Consider the following 14476-nt stretch of genomic DNA (forward strand, 5'->3'; position numbering starts at 1 on the left):
CACGCTTCTGTCCTCGAATGGCATCCCGAACCCCCTCGCGCAAAAGCGCAAAACTGTTCGCGATGTCCTCGCACATCTGTTCGCGATGTCTCCGGTCCAAACAAAGGGGAGAAGGGAAGGCGCCACTTTGGTGCCGCGCTTGTATCCTGCAGGTTTTTCGGGGGATGATGTCGGGCTTGCGGCTGGTGGTGCGTCCTTGGGGCACAACCATCGTAACTCTTGGGAGGACATCATGACCTTGGAAACCGCTCAATCATCCGTTCAGTCGCCGTGGCAGACCGCGGCAATCCTCATCGGCCGGCTGATTTTCGCAGCCGTGTTCCTGATCGCCGTGATCTTCAAATTCATCGATATCGGCGCCACCGCCGGCTATATCGCGGCGGCCGGGTTTCCGTTCCCGCTCTTCCTGGCCTGGTGCGCAGCCCTGCTCGAGGTCGTCCTCGTCCTATGCTTCCTGACTGGCGCCTTTTTCTCATGGGCAGCACTCGTCGCCGGCGCCTATGTGCTGTTCCTCGGCATTGCCTTCCACGGGCCGTCGCACTGGGCCGGCAACCAGGCCGAGTTCGGCTTCTTCGTCGATCACTTCACCTTCCTGGCCGGGCTGCTGTTCGCCGCCGTGCACGGGCCGGGCAGGGTCCTGGCGCTGAGGCTTGGCAGGGGATGATCCCCAATCTCGCATCCGGCGTTCTCGTAAAGGCGCTCAGAAGGGTGGCTGCGACGATCCCGGTCGGGTCTATGACCGCGACCAGGGCCAGATCGGCAGCACGATCCGCACCAGCATCGTCGTGACGATCGAGAGCGGCCGGGTACCGTCATTCCGGCCATCCGCAGGTCGCGCGCAATAAAAGCGACAGCTAAAGTACGAGCGTTCGAGGTTTATGCTTTTTGTAGATGCGCCTGCATTCCCTCTGTACTTCCAACTTTCGGCGGGCTAAGCAAGACATTGGGTCTTGAGGGGGAATTCATGAACATCGCCACGCGTTTTGCTGCCGCCATGATCGGCGCGTCTCTGCTTGCCGGCTGCACTACCTTGACCGAAGGCGAATTCAACACGATGCATACCACGCTTGAAGGCAGCCCTGTCACCAAGCGCGTGGCGATCAACGAATGCATTGCACGCGAGAGGTCCACGCCGCTCAACGAAAGGAAGACTTACGCAGCAATCATGAATGTCAGTGTCGCAAAATACGATAGCGCCTTTTGTAACCGGCTCTTTAATGCCGTTGCTAATGGCAGGCTGACTTACGCGGACTACCGCAGGCTTTCCTCGCCGGGGGCCGACAGCAGCAAGTTGATCAAGATCCTGCAGGGCCGCTAGCAGCCGCTGCCAGCAGTCTTGCCACCCCGGCGCGGCAAGCCGTTGTCGCGGCGTCAGTTATGATCGCCGCGTCACATCTGGTCGTTGTAAGGTTCCTTGATCTGACCGACCATGCGTGCCAGTTTCGAGAAGGACGGCATGTCCGTCTCCGGCTGACATTGATTGGCCAACTCCAGCAACCGGATCGGGAAGTTGACGGCGTCGCGGCTCGACGCCGACATGCCTTCGGACCTTTCCTCGTTGGTCTCGCTGGCTTCGGCCTTGCGCAAGGCGATGTCTATCTCCTCGACGGAGAGCACGCCCTTGCGGACCAGGACCTGATTGATCGATGCGATGGCCATCAGCAGGCCTTCGAGTTGCAGATTGGCGACGTTCATGGCTTTTGCTCCCATTGGCTAGGGTTCAAACGCGCCAGCGCGTGTTGCGATCCAGTGTGGGACAGCGGGGCAGTCTACGACCGGTCGGGTGGCGATGGCTCTGCAGGGTTCTTGGCCAGGCGAGCATCGATGTCGCTCAGCTTCTGCGCAATGATCTCGAGAGCCGCGACTGACCCGCGCTGAACGCGCACCAGTTTCATGACGAAATATCCGAACACCCCGAGCATCAGAACCATCGGGAGCCAGCTGATAATAATGCCGAGCAGAGAGCTCGAACCGTCTTCCATGTCGACACCTTGATTCCGCGTCCTCAACCAACGCGTGCAGCAAAGCATTGAATTGACTATGCAACAAGCGGTTCTGGGCAAAATTTCTATTGCCGGTCGAAGGAACGAGGCCGAATTCAAAATGGTCCGCGCGGCGCCACCAAAGCGAGCAGGCGAGGGGTATTCTCACATTTTTTCGCGTCTCAGGTGAATTTTGTTCTTGCTTTGTGCCGGCAGCTATGCTACTAATCTGGGCATGGTGCTAATTGGCTCCAACGACCCGCCCGCCGAGGCGGGTTTTTGTTTTCAGGCCGGTTTGGAGACGATCACGGCGAGCGAGGCGAGTTTTCCGTCACTCAGGCTTCGGATGTAGTTGCGGCGGCGCTGCAGGAATTCCGCGCCCATGACGACTTCATTTGCCTGCTGCTGCGCCGGCGAGGGCACGATGCCGGAATTGGCCCTCTTCAGCGCCAGCTCAACATGTTCGCCGGTTTCGTCGACGATTTCGTCGATGCGAAATCCGGCATCGACGAACAGGGTTTTCAATTTTTCCCGATCGGCGAGGTGGCTGGTCGCCGCAGAAACCGCCCAGGGCATGGGATAGTAGGGCTCGCCGCCGGCGAGCACGGCTTCGGTCCAGATCAGCCTGCCTCGCGGTTTCAGCACGCGCCAGGCCTCGTCGATGACCGCGGCCTTGTTCTCGATGTTCATGCCGACATAGAAGCAGATCGCCGCATCGAAGGTGCTGTCGCCAAAAGGCAGTTTCGTTGCGTCGGCCTGATGGAAGCGAACCTTGTCTGCCAGTCCGCTGAGTGCGGTCAGTCGGCTCGACGCGGCGACAAAGGCTGGTGTCAGGTCGATGCCGTCGACCTGGCAGCCATAGGTCGAGGCCAGAAACCTTGCCGGCCCGCCAATGCCACTGCCGATATCCAGGATCCGATCTGTCGGCGAAGGCGCAAGACGGGCCGCATGCTCCCGCGTGGCGATCAGTTCGCGGCCATGGAGCTGATCGAATGGATAGAGTTGCGCGGCCGCGAGTTTTCCGGCCGGGTCGGCGTCCGGGATCGCGGCCAATATGCGATCGACGATGCCGTCGCTGCCGTAGTGACTGGTGACATTGCCCATGACGCGTTCCCCTCAAGCGCAACCACCATCCCATCAACGCAAGTCTCACGCAATGCCCGCCTTTTTCGCCCCTCCTTGCAGCCGTTCACCGACGAGGGTGCGAGGTCGTCAGCGCATTTTTCTGCCACCGCGCCACATTTTGTTCTTGCTTTGTGCCGGCAGCTATGCTACTAATCTGGCTATGGTGCTAATTGGCTCCAACGACCCGCCCGCCGAGGCGGGTTTTTTGTTTCGGGCTCCTGTTCGACCGAATGTTGCGTGTGCTGCCGAGGCATGTCGGCGCGAATGAACGCGACCGACTATGCCGGTCCGCAACCACCTATCGTCCATAGATTTCCCAACGCGCCCGTGCGCCCATTTCAGAGAACATCCCCATGTCCAACCGTTACGCCACCATCATCACCGACGATGACGGCCGCGAGGTCGTCAGCGCTATTGGCGAGTTCGCCGGCGCCGCACCCTATGCACGCCATGGCCGCTTCGAGCAGGTCGCCGCCGGCGTGCGGATCGGCATGGTGCGCGGCGGTAGCGTCGATGCGGTCGGCGGCTTCGGCTTCCCGTCGGGAGCACTCGACGACAAGGCGGTGGCAATTCTCAGGGCAAGGCTGAATGCCTTGCCTGACGCCGGTGCGATGAAGCCCGGCACGACGACTGATGCGAAACCGGCAAGCCAGCCGCGGGAGCCGAAGTCGGCACGCGCCGGCAAGAAGGCCAGGCCGCGCAAGCGCATCGTGCGGCCAGGCAACAAGAAGCCGATGTCCGCCGGGACGGCGGAGTAGGGCATGGCCAAGGCTCCTTCCACCGGCGATCCGCAGCCGCACGATCAAGCACCCGGCAAGCCCGGCCGAACCAGGCGGGCGAGGAAGACGCTGGCCGACGGTTTCCTCGAGGCGATCCGCGCCGATTTTCGCGCCCATGGCGCCGGCGTCATCGCCGAGGTGCGCGCCGAAAAGCCCGATCAGTACCTGAAGCTCGTGCTGTCGGTCCTGCCCAAGGATCTTAGTGTCAACATCAACAATCTGGATGCATTGAGCGATGACGAAATCAGGCAGCGCATCCGCGGCCTCGAAGCCGTCCTTAGGCCGTTCCTCGAGAAGCCGGGCTTCGCAAAAGGCCTCGCAGAGCCGGGCGGCAAGGACGGAATATCTCAGCCTGCTGGCGGAGCTGGACCGCAGGCGCCGCACTAACCAGCTTGCCGCCTATCGGCCCTATCCCCGGCAGGCCGAGTTCCATGCAGCCGGCGCGACCAATCGCGAGCGCCTGTTCATGGCCGGCAACCAGCTCGGCAAGACCAGGGCCGGCGGCGCCGAGTGGGCGATGCATCTCACCGGCCGCTATCCAGATTGGTGGCAAGGCAAGGTTTTCGATTGTCCGGTTCGGATGTGGGCGGCCGGCGTCACCGGCGAAAGCACGCGCGACAACCCGCAGCGCATCCTCATCGGCCCGCCGCAGCAGCAGGCGGCCTGGGGCACCGGCATGATCCCGGCCGACGCCCTCGTCAGCACGATGGCGGGGCGCGCGCCGGGCGCGCTCGACAGCGTCGTGGTGCGCTGGGGCGGCGGTGGCGACGTCCAGGCCGGCGAATCGGTGCTGTCGTTCAAGAGCTACGAGAAGGGCCGCGAGAAATGGCAGGGCGAAACACTGCACGGCGTCTGGTTCGACGAGGAACCGCCGCTCGACATCTATTCCGAAGGGCTGACCCGCACCAACGCCACCGGCGGCATCACCATGGTCACCTTCACGCCGCTGCTCGGCATGAGCGATGTGGTGCTGTTGTTCTTGTCGGCTGAGGAGGTGGGAGGGATGGGACAGTGACATCGCAGGACTTGGGTTCCTCGCCCCACAAAGTGGGGAGAGGTGGCCGCGCAGCGGCCGGAGAGGGGACTTTGGCAAGCACCAGACGCTGGCTCTCTCGATTGTTGTCTGCACAGGTCGGCGCAATTCCCCTCTCCGTCTCGGCTTCGCCGAGCCACCTCTCCCCACTCCGTGGGGCGAGGAACCCAAGCTTGGCGGGGCCGCGACTCTCGGTGATTAGCGTTCCTCGCCCCCAATTCTTCATTGGGGGAGAGGTGGCTCGGCGAAGCCGAGACGGAGAGGGGGAACGCCGGTTGTCAGCAAGCTCCCCGGTCTTCGGTTCGAAAAAACCGCGCCCGAACAACGCCATACCGCCGCACTCGCAATCCGGGAGGCAATCCGATGACCCGCCACGTCACCTTCATGACCATCGACGATGCCGAGCACTATACGCCGGAGCAGCGCGCCGAGATCATTGCCGCCTATCCGGCGCATGAGCGCGAGGCGCGGGCCAAGGGCATTCCGGTGCTGGGCTCCGGCCGCATCTTTCCGGTGGCCGAGGAACTGATCGCCTGCGAGCCGTTCCCGTTGCCGCGCTATTGGCCGAGGCTCGGCGCACTCGATTTCGGCTGGGACCATCCCTCGGCCGCGGTCGAGCTCGCCTGGGACACGGAAGCCGATGTCGTCTATGTCACGAAGGCCTGTCGTGCCTCGCAGCAGACGCCCGCCATGCAGGCGCTGACGCTGAAACCGTGGGGCGATTGGCTGCCATGGGCATGGCCGCGCGACGGCCGCCGCGAGACACTGGAAGGTGCTGGCACCGCACTTGCCAGGCAATATTCCGCGCATGGGCTGAACATGCTCGCCAGCCATGCGCAGTTCGCCGACGGTTCGGTGTCCGTCGAGGCCGGGCTGATGGAGATGCTCGACCGCATGCAATCAGGCCGGTTCAAGGTGTTCTCGACGCTTTTGCCGTGGTTCGAGGAGTTCCGACTCTATCACCGCAGGGACGGCCAGGTGGTGAAGCTGCGCGACGATTTGATGGCGGCGACACGCTACGGCGTGATGATGCTGAGGGAAGCGGTGGTCGACCCGGCGCTGTTCAAGGCCGCGCGGCGGAAGGCCGGGCAGGCCGATCCGCTGGGGGCGTTTCGGTGAGGAAAATCGGGGAGGGAGGCAATGCGCTCCGGCTCCGATTGGAAAACTGTAGTGAACGTCCGTGGACGTGGTGTAGCATCGAATGATCCCGCTCAAGGGACGCATCGGCGTGGCCTCACGGGGGCATTCGCCGATAGGGGAGGATCAGATGCAAAACGGAATTTCTCCAGACCACATACTGCAAATTGGCTTTGGGTTCTGGCCAGCCAAGACATTGTTGAGCGCCGTGGAACTGGGACTCTTCTCGCTGCTTGCGGACGGCCCCAAAACGGGCCTCGAACTGCAAGGCGCGATGGGGCTGCATCCGCGCGCAACGTATGATTTTCTCGACACCCTCGTCGCGCTCGGATTGCTGCAGAGGGACGGCGCCGGTGAAACCGGCAAATACGGCAATACGCCATCGACCGCGCTGTTCCTGGTCAAGCGGAGCCCCCAATACATCGGTGGAATCCTTGAGATGGCGAACGCACGACTGTATCGGTTCTGGGGCGATCTCACACCGGCATTGCAAACCGGAAAGCCTCAAAACGAGATCAAGGAGACAGGCAAGTCGATGTTCGGCGAGCTCTATGCGGACCCGGCGCGCCTGGAGCAGTTCATGGACGCGATGAGCGGCATCTCCATGGGCAATTTCACGGCGTTTGCCGAGAAATTCGACTTTTCCAAATATAAGACGCTGGCCGATATAGGCGGCGCAACCGGGCAGCTTTCGGCCATCGTCGCGGCGCGGCATCCGCACATGCAATGCCGGACGTGCGATCTCGCCGATGTGCAGCCGATCGCCGAACGGCGCTTGAGGGAGCGCAATCTCGGCGGCCGGGTCATCGCCGAGACGATCGACTTCTTCGCGGACGAATTCCCCAAGGCGGACATCATCACGATGGGAATGATCCTTCACGACTGGAATCTCGAGAACAAGAAAATGCTGATCGCCAAGGCCTATCGTGCATTGCCGACCGGCGGCGCGCTGGTCGCCATCGAGAACATCATCGACGATGAACGCAGGCAAAACGGCTTCGGTCTCATGATGTCGCTGAACATGCTGATCGAATTTGGCGAGGCGTTTGACTTCACCGGCGCCCAGTTCACCGAGTGGTGCAAAGAGGCAGGGTTTAGTCGCTGCGAGATTATTCCGTTGGCGGGACCTGCAAGCGCAGCAGTGGCTTATAAGTAGAGGCTTGGCACCCTGTTCGCTGGCTCGGTCGAGGCCGGGCTGATTGAAATGCTGGACCGCATGCAAGGTCGACCGCCGCCTTCTAGCGCCGCAGTGGACGGTAAGGTTCGCCGAGCATGACAATCCGCATCATTCCCGGCACGCTGCGCGATCTCTCCTACATCGCCGCCAACCTCCGGCCCGAAGACCGGGCCGAGATCGATTGCCAGTTCGACGAGTGGTCGCCGGCGCTGCTGGCGCTGACGGCGCTGCAGGGGTTTGCCTACGTCGCCGAGCTCGACGGCAATCCGGAGGCCGGCTTTGGCGCTGCCGAGCAGCGCAGCGGGCTGTGGATCGCCTGGAGCTGGGGCACGCGCCGCATGAGGCGCTGCGTGCCTGGGATTACGGAATTCTTTCATGCCGTGCTCGGGCCTGAAGTTGCGGCGCGGGGCGCCTGGCGTGTCGAGGCCCGCGCCTTGGCGGCCAATCAACTGGCGCTGCGCTGGCTTGCCCGGCTGGGCGCGACGCAACGCTGCCGCCTGCCGGGCTATGGCCGGAACGGCGAGGATTTTCTGCTCTACGACTGGACAAGAGCCTCTCACTTTGGAGAAAACCATGTGCCTTTTTCAAAAGCCGCCGGCGCTGAAGCCGTTGCCACCGACACCGACCATTGCCGACAAGGACGTGCAGGCGCGCGAGGCAGCGTTGCGGGCCCAGCTGGCGGCCAATGACGGCACCGCCGGAACGGTGAAGACCGATCTGTCGCCCAGTGAGCTGACCGGCCAGCGCCGCGTGCTGCTGGGGGTGTGACATGGGCGCCATGAGAAGAGTGTTCCGCAACCGGGTGCTGGCCTGGTGGTACTGGCGCCGGCACGCGCGGTTGTTGAAGAGATAGACGGGAGCTTGCCTGCCGGGATCGCGTAAGCCGCGATCCTTCGCGCCCCCCTCTGTCCTGCCGGACATCTCCCCCTCAAGTGGGGAGATTGGCTGTCGTCTCGGTCTTCGCCAATTTTCGAGCGGTGCAGAAAACGCGCTGTCCTCCAAGCTGCCAATCTCCCCACTTGAGGGGGAGATGTCCGGCAGGACAGAGGGGGTGTTCAAGTGCATGCCTCTACAATTGCCCTCAGGTGTTCCGCGTTTTCCGTAACAGCACAGCTTCCGTAACAGCACAGCGCAAATCGTGTTCCTTCCGCACGGTTGACATTCCTCCCTCAGCCGCCATGCTGCATTGCAACATGGCAATCGAGGAGTTCGGCATGACAGAAGCCCGGTCATCGCGCATCGAGTGCCTGGACGGGCTTCGGGCGCTTGCCGCGATCTGGGTGCTCATCGGGCACTGCTTGTTGTTGACCGGCTGGCAGCTTCCTATTCTTGGCGAACCGGACCTCGGCGTCGATCTGTTCATCATGCTGTCCGGCTTCCTGATGGTGTTCCACTACCAGCTGCGCCAGGACAAGGAGCCCTGGCAAAGGCCGGAAACCTGGCTGAAATTCTGGACCCGCCGCTATTTTAGGATAGCGCCGCTGTTCTACGTCATGCTGTTCGTTGCCCTGGCGCTTGGCCCCTATCTCTACGGGTCGAGAATGGTCATCGACGACTTCCTGCTGAGGTCGCCGCAGGCGCCCGAGCGTTATCTCGACAGCGGCCTGAAGAATATCGGCGCCCATCTGCTGTTCCTGTTCGGCCTGGTGCCGAATTTCGCCTATCGCACGCCGCTGCCCGACTGGAGCCTGGGCTTGGAGATGCAGTTCTACGCTCTGTTTCCGGCCATCATGCTGCTGGTGCGCAGGCTTGACTGGCTATGGGCGGCCATCCTGACCGCCGCGATCGGCAGCGCGATCGTGTTCTTGATGGGGCAGTTGTCGGTGCATTTTCCGATGCCGTCGTTCCTGCCGTTGAAGATGCAGATTTTCCTGTGCGGGATGCTGCTGGCGGGCGTCGTCCATCAAAGGCAGAAGCGGCCCTTCGTGCATCTGGCACTGGCCATGCTGCTGGCGGCGCTGCCCTTCGGCGGCGGCTATGGGCTGGGCAAGCTGTTGATGCGCGAAGCGCTCGTCCTGGGGTTCTTTGCCCTGGTTCTCTACCGGATGCTGCCGGGAATGGCCGGCATCGTGGCCAGAAAGATCGCCATGACGCTCGCCAACAGGTTCTTTCATTTGATGGGTGAGCTTTCCTTCAGCATCTATTTGATCCATCTACTGGTTCTCCAGCCGGTGGCAGCTCTGGTCATCACCCAGTTCGGTCACGAATTGTCGTCGCCGCTGCGCTTCGCGATCGTCACCGTCGTCGTCTTGCCGGTGGTGTGCCTGCTGTCCTGCATCACCTACACGCTGATCGAAGTACCCGGCCAGAAGATGGGCCGTTTCGTGGTGCAGCGCTTTGGGCGCAAAGCCGCGCTGGAGACGACGCCGGCGGAATAAGGCGCTGCCGATCTCCCCCCTTGAGGGGGAGATGTCGCCGAAGGCGACAGAGGGGGTCGCCGATCCACGCGAGACGACCCCCTCTGTCCTACCGGACATCTCCCCCTCAAGTGGGGAGATCGGCAGCTTCGGCGTCCCGCCATTTCTTTCTTTTTCCCATCGAATTTATCAAGCGAGGCTGACCATGAGCGATTCCCGTGCTCGCGATATCCTGTCGCGACAGGCTGAACTGGAGAGCGAACGCAGCCAGTACGAGCATGTCTGGGAGGCGGTGTCCGAATTCTGCGATCCCGACGCGCCCGACATGTGGAGCGGCCGCCGCCACGCGGGCACGGACTCGCAGGCCGAGCGGCAGGAGCGGCGCGGTGCGCGTGTCTACGCCAACACCATCAACTCGGCCGCCAACCGGCTGGCCGCCGGGCTGGAAAGCCTGATCATCCCGCAGTCGGAGAAATGGCATGGGCTGTCGACCGCGGCCATCAACGACGAAGAAACCGACGAGGAAAAGGAATGGGCGGAAGCGCTGCGCGATTTCCTGTTCTCGCTGCGCTACTCCGCCAATTCCAATTTCGTGCCGGCAACGCAGGCCTGCCTGCGCAACGTCGTGCGCTACGGCCCGGCCTATCTCTATGCCGAGGAAGGCTTTGGCGGCACGCTGATCCGCTATGCCTCGATCCCCGTGGTCGAGGGCTATCTCTCGCGCAACCGCTGGGGCCAGGTCGATATTTTCCACCGCCGCTACGAGCGCACGGCGCGGCAGGCGGCGCAATTGCTCGGCTACGACAGACTGCCGGCGCGGATCAAGATTCTGGTCGACGACCCCGCCAAATGCGAGACAAAAATCTCGCTGATCCAGTGCATCCAGCCGCGCGACGAGCGCAAGATGTACAGTCTAAGCGGCTCCTACCAGTATCTCGATACCGCGTTCGCTTCCTATCATGTGATCGAGGACGAGGAGGCGATCGTCGGGGAAAGCGGTTTTCGATCGTTCCCGGTGTCGTGCTTCAACTGGCGCCGCTACGAGGGCGATCCCTACGGCATCTCGCCGACCATCGAGGCACTGACGACGGTGCGCGAGGAGAACGCCGTGCGGCGCTCCGGCCTGCGCGCGCTGCAGCAGATCACCGATCCGGCGACCGCCTCCAAGGCCAGGCTCGACTATGTGCCGGTGCTCAATCCCGGCGAGAACTATCCCGGCCTCATCGACGATGCCGGCCGGCCGCTGATTGCGCCGATCGCCACCGGCCAGAACCCGACCTATGCCTTCAATTACGCCGACAGCCGGGCCGAGGAGATCCGCGACATGATGTTCGTCAATCTGTTCCAGACGCTGGTACAGAACCCGCAGATGACGGCGACCGAAGCCTTGATCCGGCAGGAGGAGAAGGGCGCGCTGCTCGGCCCCTCCGGCTCGATCATCCAGGCCGGCTTTGCCTCTAATCTCGACCGCGAGCTGGGCATTCTGGAAGACAAGGGACTTTACGAGGAAGACAGCCGCTTCCTGCCGCCGGCGAGCCTTGCCGGCAAGGCGCTGCGGCCGACCTTCACCGGCCCGCTCGACGTGCTGCGCCGTTCGGCCGAGGCGCGCGACACCATCCAGGTTGTCACCACGGCCATGCAGATGGCGCAGTTCGATCCCGGCGTGATGGACAATATCGACGGCGACGAGGCGCTGAAGATCGTGCAGGGCGCCGGCCGCAGCCCGCAGCGCATTTTTCGCCGCCAGGACGAAGTGGCGGGAATACGCGATGCCAGAGCCAAGGCTCAAGCTGAACAGGCCGGCATGGCGGCGTTGGCTGCCGCCGGCAAGGTCGCCAGGGATGCCGTGCCGGCGGCAGTGCAGGCGCGCGACAGCGGCCTGCTCGACGGGCTCGGCGGGCTGATGCCGCAGGCTGCGCAAGATGCTTCGGGCGGGCAGGGCGCATGAAACGCTTCGCCCATTCCAGCCAGGCCGGCGGCCCGGCCAAAGCGCAGGATGCGCTAGCCAAGGCCTATCTCAGGGTGTTCTCAGGCCAGGACGGCGAAATGGTGCTGGCCGACCTGACGGCGGTGACCGGCTATTACCGCCGCCCGTCCTATGGCGAGTGGCTGGCCAAGACCAAAACGCCGAACGGCTTCGAGCTGCACAGCGCGCTGAGCAATGCCCGCGCCGAAGTGGTGCAGCATATTATGGGGTTTTTGATGCTGGACGAGGCGCAGTTGGCTGCGCTGGAGAAGGCGGCGAGGCTGGAGGCGTAGGGGCTTAGGAGCGCCGGCCTTGCGGAGGCCATGACCCACTTCGGCTGATCATTCCGGCGACCTCGGCCAGTTCACAGCAGGATCACCATAGGTTGCCGCGGCCAATCCCCGTTTAGCCGACGCCCGTCGGCTTTGAGCATCATTAATGTCGGCCAATTCCTCATTGGCGACCTCTCCAAAATTCATGACCCGACGAAGGCGGCAGGACCCGGCCGGATCGCCGGTGCGGCGCCCGACCGCGCGGTGATCTTCGGCAGTTCGAGTCTGCGGGCTCCTTGGGCAAGGAATATTAAATGGCGACTATACCTCTCCAGCTTGCTCAGCGCCGGCTCGATACCGGCAATGTGCTCTCCTATCCCGAAGGGTCGCCGATCGGCAGGGCGATGCAGGGTTTTGGCGACGAGCTCTCTGCCGTCGCAGAGCGCTATCAGCAGCAGAAGCAGCAGCAGGAAGCGTTCGACGCTGAACTAGCGCGGCGTCGGTTCAACGGCCAGATCGCGCAGGCGGAAGACGAGGTGGTGGCGAATGCGCCGGCCGATGGCGGAGGCCTGCATGACACGATGTACGGCCAGGTCGATCCGCGCGCCGGCCTCGTCACCAGGCCTGGCCTGTTCGACACGCTGTTCGACGACGCCTTGCCGAAAATACCCGAGAGTCAGCGCACCGCTTTCGCCAGGCAGAAGGAGGCCATGCGCGAGGCCGGCTCACTACGCATGGCTGCGAGGCAGCTTCAGCGGCGCGACGAATATGAGCAGGCCGAGTGGACCAAGGTCGATAACATCTCAACCAGTGCCATCGCGCAAAGCAACCCGAAGGACACCGAGAACTTCGAGGCGATCCGGCAGAACGGCTTTGACCTGATCGCCAAACTCCGCAACCCGCTTGCCCGACAAGCGGCGGAAGTCGCCTGGCGCAGCAATACGGCCAAGGCGCTGGTTCAAGCGATGATCGCCCAGGATCCGAAGCGGGCTGCCGAGATGTTGGGTGCTGCGCAGGCTGGAAGCCGAACCAAGGACGACACCGCCGCGGCCCTGGGTGGCTCCAGCGCCTTTGGTGCGCCCAATGCGGCAGCGAAGGGTGACCGCGTCGGCAAGCAGACGCCTGATGAAAGGGTGGCGCAGGCGTTCAGGGACGACCTTCCGCAACAGGAACAGGCAGCGCTGATCCGACAGGCGCAGGCGGCCAACACTGCTCAGCAGGTTGAGCTTCGCACCAACATCGGTCTCGCCGAGCAGAACGCGCCGGACGCCATCGCACGGACTGGCGCTTATTCCGGCAAGATGCCTGGCCGGGACGCCTTCAGGATCGCCTATGGGCTCGACAAGGGCGACAAACGCTTCCGGGATTTCGACTGGCGAGCCGATGTCGGTAGGCAGGTTTTCGGCATGCGCACCATGCCGAACCAAGCGATCCATGCCGCCCTTCACGATGCCGATTCCGGGCCGAACGGTTCGCAGGAAGACCAGGCGCGCCGTGAGACGACCGCCGCGGCGGTAGGGCTGGTCATGAATCACAGACGAACCGATGGCGGGGGCTACGTCAGCGAAGTGTTTCCCAATATCGCTGCCGCATGGAAAGCGGTGACCGGTGGCAGACTCGAGGACCCGAACGGCTATGACAAGGACGCCTATGACAAAGCGATAGCCATGTCTGTCGCCGCGCAGGAACAATTGGGTATTGAGGACCCTCAGCCCGTGCCGCTGTCCATTATCCGTGATCTCTCCGATAATTATGACAGCGCGAGCATGTACCAGCAGGACATAAACGCGAAAGTAAGCACGCTGTTTGCCGGAACGTCCGGCCCTGCCGCTCGAGCAGGCGTGGCCCGGCAACTGGCGGATGCCGATCTGGCCTGGATTATGCCGGTTGAGGCCGGCTACAAGCCTATGTCGACGCGCGCAGTGTTGGCATCGCAGGCCAAAGGTCTTGGCAAGGCGGCCGCCAATGCGGGGATCGGCGCAGCTGAACTTGCGGCCAAACTGGTTACTCTGGCCGCCGACGGCAATACCCAGGCAACACTCAGCCCGCCTGATTTCACGGGTGCTTACTACGAGCCGTCGAACCGCGATGAAAATCTGATGATGCATCAGGGATCTGACGCATTGGGCTGGTCGATACCATGGCCCGGGGTTGGTCGAGCTGCTGTTACCGAGAAAGGGATAACGCGCGCAATCGAAGCGGTCGGTTCGGGAGCCGCGAAGCGCGCCGAAGGCCTCGTTGCCAACAAGCGCGTGTCCGAACTTGCCGCAGAAGATGCGGGTACCGGAGCAATTCGGGCGCCGACAGGCCAGTTCTATAGTGTGATCTTTGAAATGAGGTTGAGCCCGACCTTGTATCCGGGCTTCTCGCGCGAGGTACATTACCAAGCTGCCAACGAATCCTTATTGCAAACGATGGAAGGAGAAACGGCTTTCGCTCAGGATTTGCGGAATCAGGGGGTCAATCTTCAGCGAACGCAGACAGGGCTCGCTCCCCGGACCGCGCCTCCTGACTTTAGCTGGCACCACGCCGCAGAACCCGGTGTGATGCAACTTGTCCCTAGATCCCAACATGATGGTGGGAGTACCTTCCAGGAGACATTACACCCGGATCGCCGAGGAGGATTTTCTTTGTGGGGAAAACAATAA

The 14476-nt window shown here is 62.8% G+C and carries 14 protein-coding genes and 1 pseudogene; 12 read left to right on the forward strand and 3 right to left on the reverse strand.

Going from position 1 to position 14476, the window contains the following annotated elements:
• The first annotated feature begins 232 nt into the window (after positions 1 to 232).
• Positions 233 to 664: a DoxX family protein gene (locus tag NKI59_RS31325; RefSeq protein WP_352708466.1), complete on the forward strand. Its 432-nt coding sequence runs from the start codon at positions 233 to 235 to the stop codon at positions 662 to 664.
• Positions 665 to 964: 300 nt separating this feature from the next.
• Positions 965 to 1318: a hypothetical protein gene (locus tag NKI59_RS31330; RefSeq protein WP_352638345.1), complete on the forward strand. Its 354-nt coding sequence runs from the start codon at positions 965 to 967 to the stop codon at positions 1316 to 1318.
• Positions 1319 to 1389: 71 nt separating this feature from the next.
• Here NKI59_RS31330 and NKI59_RS31335 read toward each other — a convergent pair whose 3' ends face one another.
• From NKI59_RS31335 to NKI59_RS31345, 3 genes are all read right to left on the reverse strand, one after another.
• Positions 1390 to 1695, reverse strand: coding sequence for a hypothetical protein (locus tag NKI59_RS31335; RefSeq protein ID WP_023675713.1), 306 nt, complete (start codon positions 1693 to 1695; stop codon positions 1390 to 1392).
• Positions 1696 to 1769: 74 nt separating this feature from the next.
• A complete protein-coding gene (locus tag NKI59_RS31340; RefSeq protein ID WP_352594205.1) occupies positions 1770 to 1982 on the reverse strand; it encodes a hypothetical protein in 213 nt (70 codons plus the stop codon).
• Between the two features lie 285 nt (positions 1983 to 2267).
• Positions 2268 to 3086, reverse strand: a complete 819-nt coding sequence (locus NKI59_RS31345) for a class I SAM-dependent methyltransferase (protein WP_352699827.1) — start codon at positions 3084 to 3086, stop codon at positions 2268 to 2270.
• 374 nt (positions 3087 to 3460) lie between these two features.
• On the opposite strand from NKI59_RS31345, the gene NKI59_RS31350 reads away from it, so the two are divergent.
• The 10 genes and pseudogenes from NKI59_RS31350 (at position 3461) to NKI59_RS31395 (ending at position 14476) form a co-directional block, all read left to right on the forward strand.
• Complete coding sequence (locus NKI59_RS31350) at positions 3461 to 3865, forward strand: hypothetical protein (RefSeq protein WP_352708467.1); 405 nt, start codon at positions 3461 to 3463, stop codon at positions 3863 to 3865.
• A 3-nt stretch (positions 3866 to 3868) separates the two neighbouring features.
• Positions 3869 to 4273, forward strand: coding sequence for a hypothetical protein (locus tag NKI59_RS31355; RefSeq protein ID WP_352708468.1), 405 nt, complete (start codon positions 3869 to 3871; stop codon positions 4271 to 4273).
• 79 nt (positions 4274 to 4352) lie between these two features.
• Positions 4353 to 4901, forward strand: coding sequence for a terminase large subunit domain-containing protein (locus NKI59_RS31360; protein WP_502901136.1), 549 nt, complete (start codon positions 4353 to 4355; stop codon positions 4899 to 4901).
• A 387-nt stretch (positions 4902 to 5288) separates the two neighbouring features.
• Positions 5289 to 6038, forward strand: a pseudogene (locus tag NKI59_RS31365) (phage terminase large subunit family protein); the annotation flags it as partial.
• Between the two features lie 148 nt (positions 6039 to 6186).
• Positions 6187 to 7212, forward strand: a complete 1026-nt coding sequence (locus NKI59_RS31370; RefSeq protein WP_352708470.1) for a methyltransferase — start codon at positions 6187 to 6189, stop codon at positions 7210 to 7212.
• Positions 7213 to 7328: 116 nt separating this feature from the next.
• On the forward strand, positions 7329 to 7922 hold the full coding sequence (locus tag NKI59_RS31375) for a hypothetical protein (RefSeq protein ID WP_352708471.1): 594 nt from the start codon (positions 7329 to 7331) through the stop codon (positions 7920 to 7922).
• A 525-nt stretch (positions 7923 to 8447) separates the two neighbouring features.
• Positions 8448 to 9611 (forward strand): acyltransferase family protein, encoded by a 1164-nt coding sequence (locus tag NKI59_RS31380; RefSeq protein WP_352708472.1) that lies wholly within the window; start codon positions 8448 to 8450, stop codon positions 9609 to 9611.
• 184 nt (positions 9612 to 9795) lie between these two features.
• Complete coding sequence (locus tag NKI59_RS31385; RefSeq protein WP_352708473.1) at positions 9796 to 11538, forward strand: portal protein; 1743 nt, start codon at positions 9796 to 9798, stop codon at positions 11536 to 11538.
• Positions 11535 to 11849, forward strand: a complete 315-nt coding sequence (locus tag NKI59_RS31390; protein ID WP_352708474.1) for a Bbp19 family protein — start codon at positions 11535 to 11537, stop codon at positions 11847 to 11849. The genes NKI59_RS31385 and NKI59_RS31390 overlap by 4 nt, the downstream gene beginning before the upstream one ends.
• Positions 11850 to 12193: 344 nt before the next feature.
• A complete protein-coding gene (locus NKI59_RS31395; protein ID WP_352708475.1) occupies positions 12194 to 14476 on the forward strand; it encodes an HNH endonuclease in 2283 nt (760 codons plus the stop codon).

This window comes from Mesorhizobium sp. M0598 (genome assembly GCF_040320865.1).
Lineage (GTDB): Bacteria > Pseudomonadota > Alphaproteobacteria > Rhizobiales > Rhizobiaceae > Mesorhizobium.

Coding starts and splice junctions, on each gene's coding strand:
- NKI59_RS31355 (WP_352708468.1), top strand. CDS start 3,869: ATGGCCAAGGCTCCTTCCACCGGCGATCCGCAGCCGCACGATCAAGCA.
- NKI59_RS31340 (WP_352594205.1), bottom strand. CDS start 1,982: ATGGAAGACGGTTCGAGCTCTCTGCTCGGCATTATTATCAGCTGGCTC.
- NKI59_RS31325 (WP_352708466.1), top strand. CDS start 233: ATGACCTTGGAAACCGCTCAATCATCCGTTCAGTCGCCGTGGCAGACC.
- NKI59_RS31385 (WP_352708473.1), top strand. CDS start 9,796: ATGAGCGATTCCCGTGCTCGCGATATCCTGTCGCGACAGGCTGAACTG.
- NKI59_RS31335 (WP_023675713.1), bottom strand. CDS start 1,695: ATGAACGTCGCCAATCTGCAACTCGAAGGCCTGCTGATGGCCATCGCA.
- NKI59_RS31390 (WP_352708474.1), top strand. CDS start 11,535: ATGAAACGCTTCGCCCATTCCAGCCAGGCCGGCGGCCCGGCCAAAGCG.
- NKI59_RS31360 (WP_502901136.1), top strand. CDS start 4,353: ATGGCCGGCAACCAGCTCGGCAAGACCAGGGCCGGCGGCGCCGAGTGG.
- NKI59_RS31345 (WP_352699827.1), bottom strand. CDS start 3,086: ATGGGCAATGTCACCAGTCACTACGGCAGCGACGGCATCGTCGATCGC.
- NKI59_RS31380 (WP_352708472.1), top strand. CDS start 8,448: ATGACAGAAGCCCGGTCATCGCGCATCGAGTGCCTGGACGGGCTTCGG.
- NKI59_RS31350 (WP_352708467.1), top strand. CDS start 3,461: ATGTCCAACCGTTACGCCACCATCATCACCGACGATGACGGCCGCGAG.
- NKI59_RS31330 (WP_352638345.1), top strand. CDS start 965: ATGAACATCGCCACGCGTTTTGCTGCCGCCATGATCGGCGCGTCTCTG.
- NKI59_RS31375 (WP_352708471.1), top strand. CDS start 7,329: ATGACAATCCGCATCATTCCCGGCACGCTGCGCGATCTCTCCTACATC.
- NKI59_RS31370 (WP_352708470.1), top strand. CDS start 6,187: ATGCAAAACGGAATTTCTCCAGACCACATACTGCAAATTGGCTTTGGG.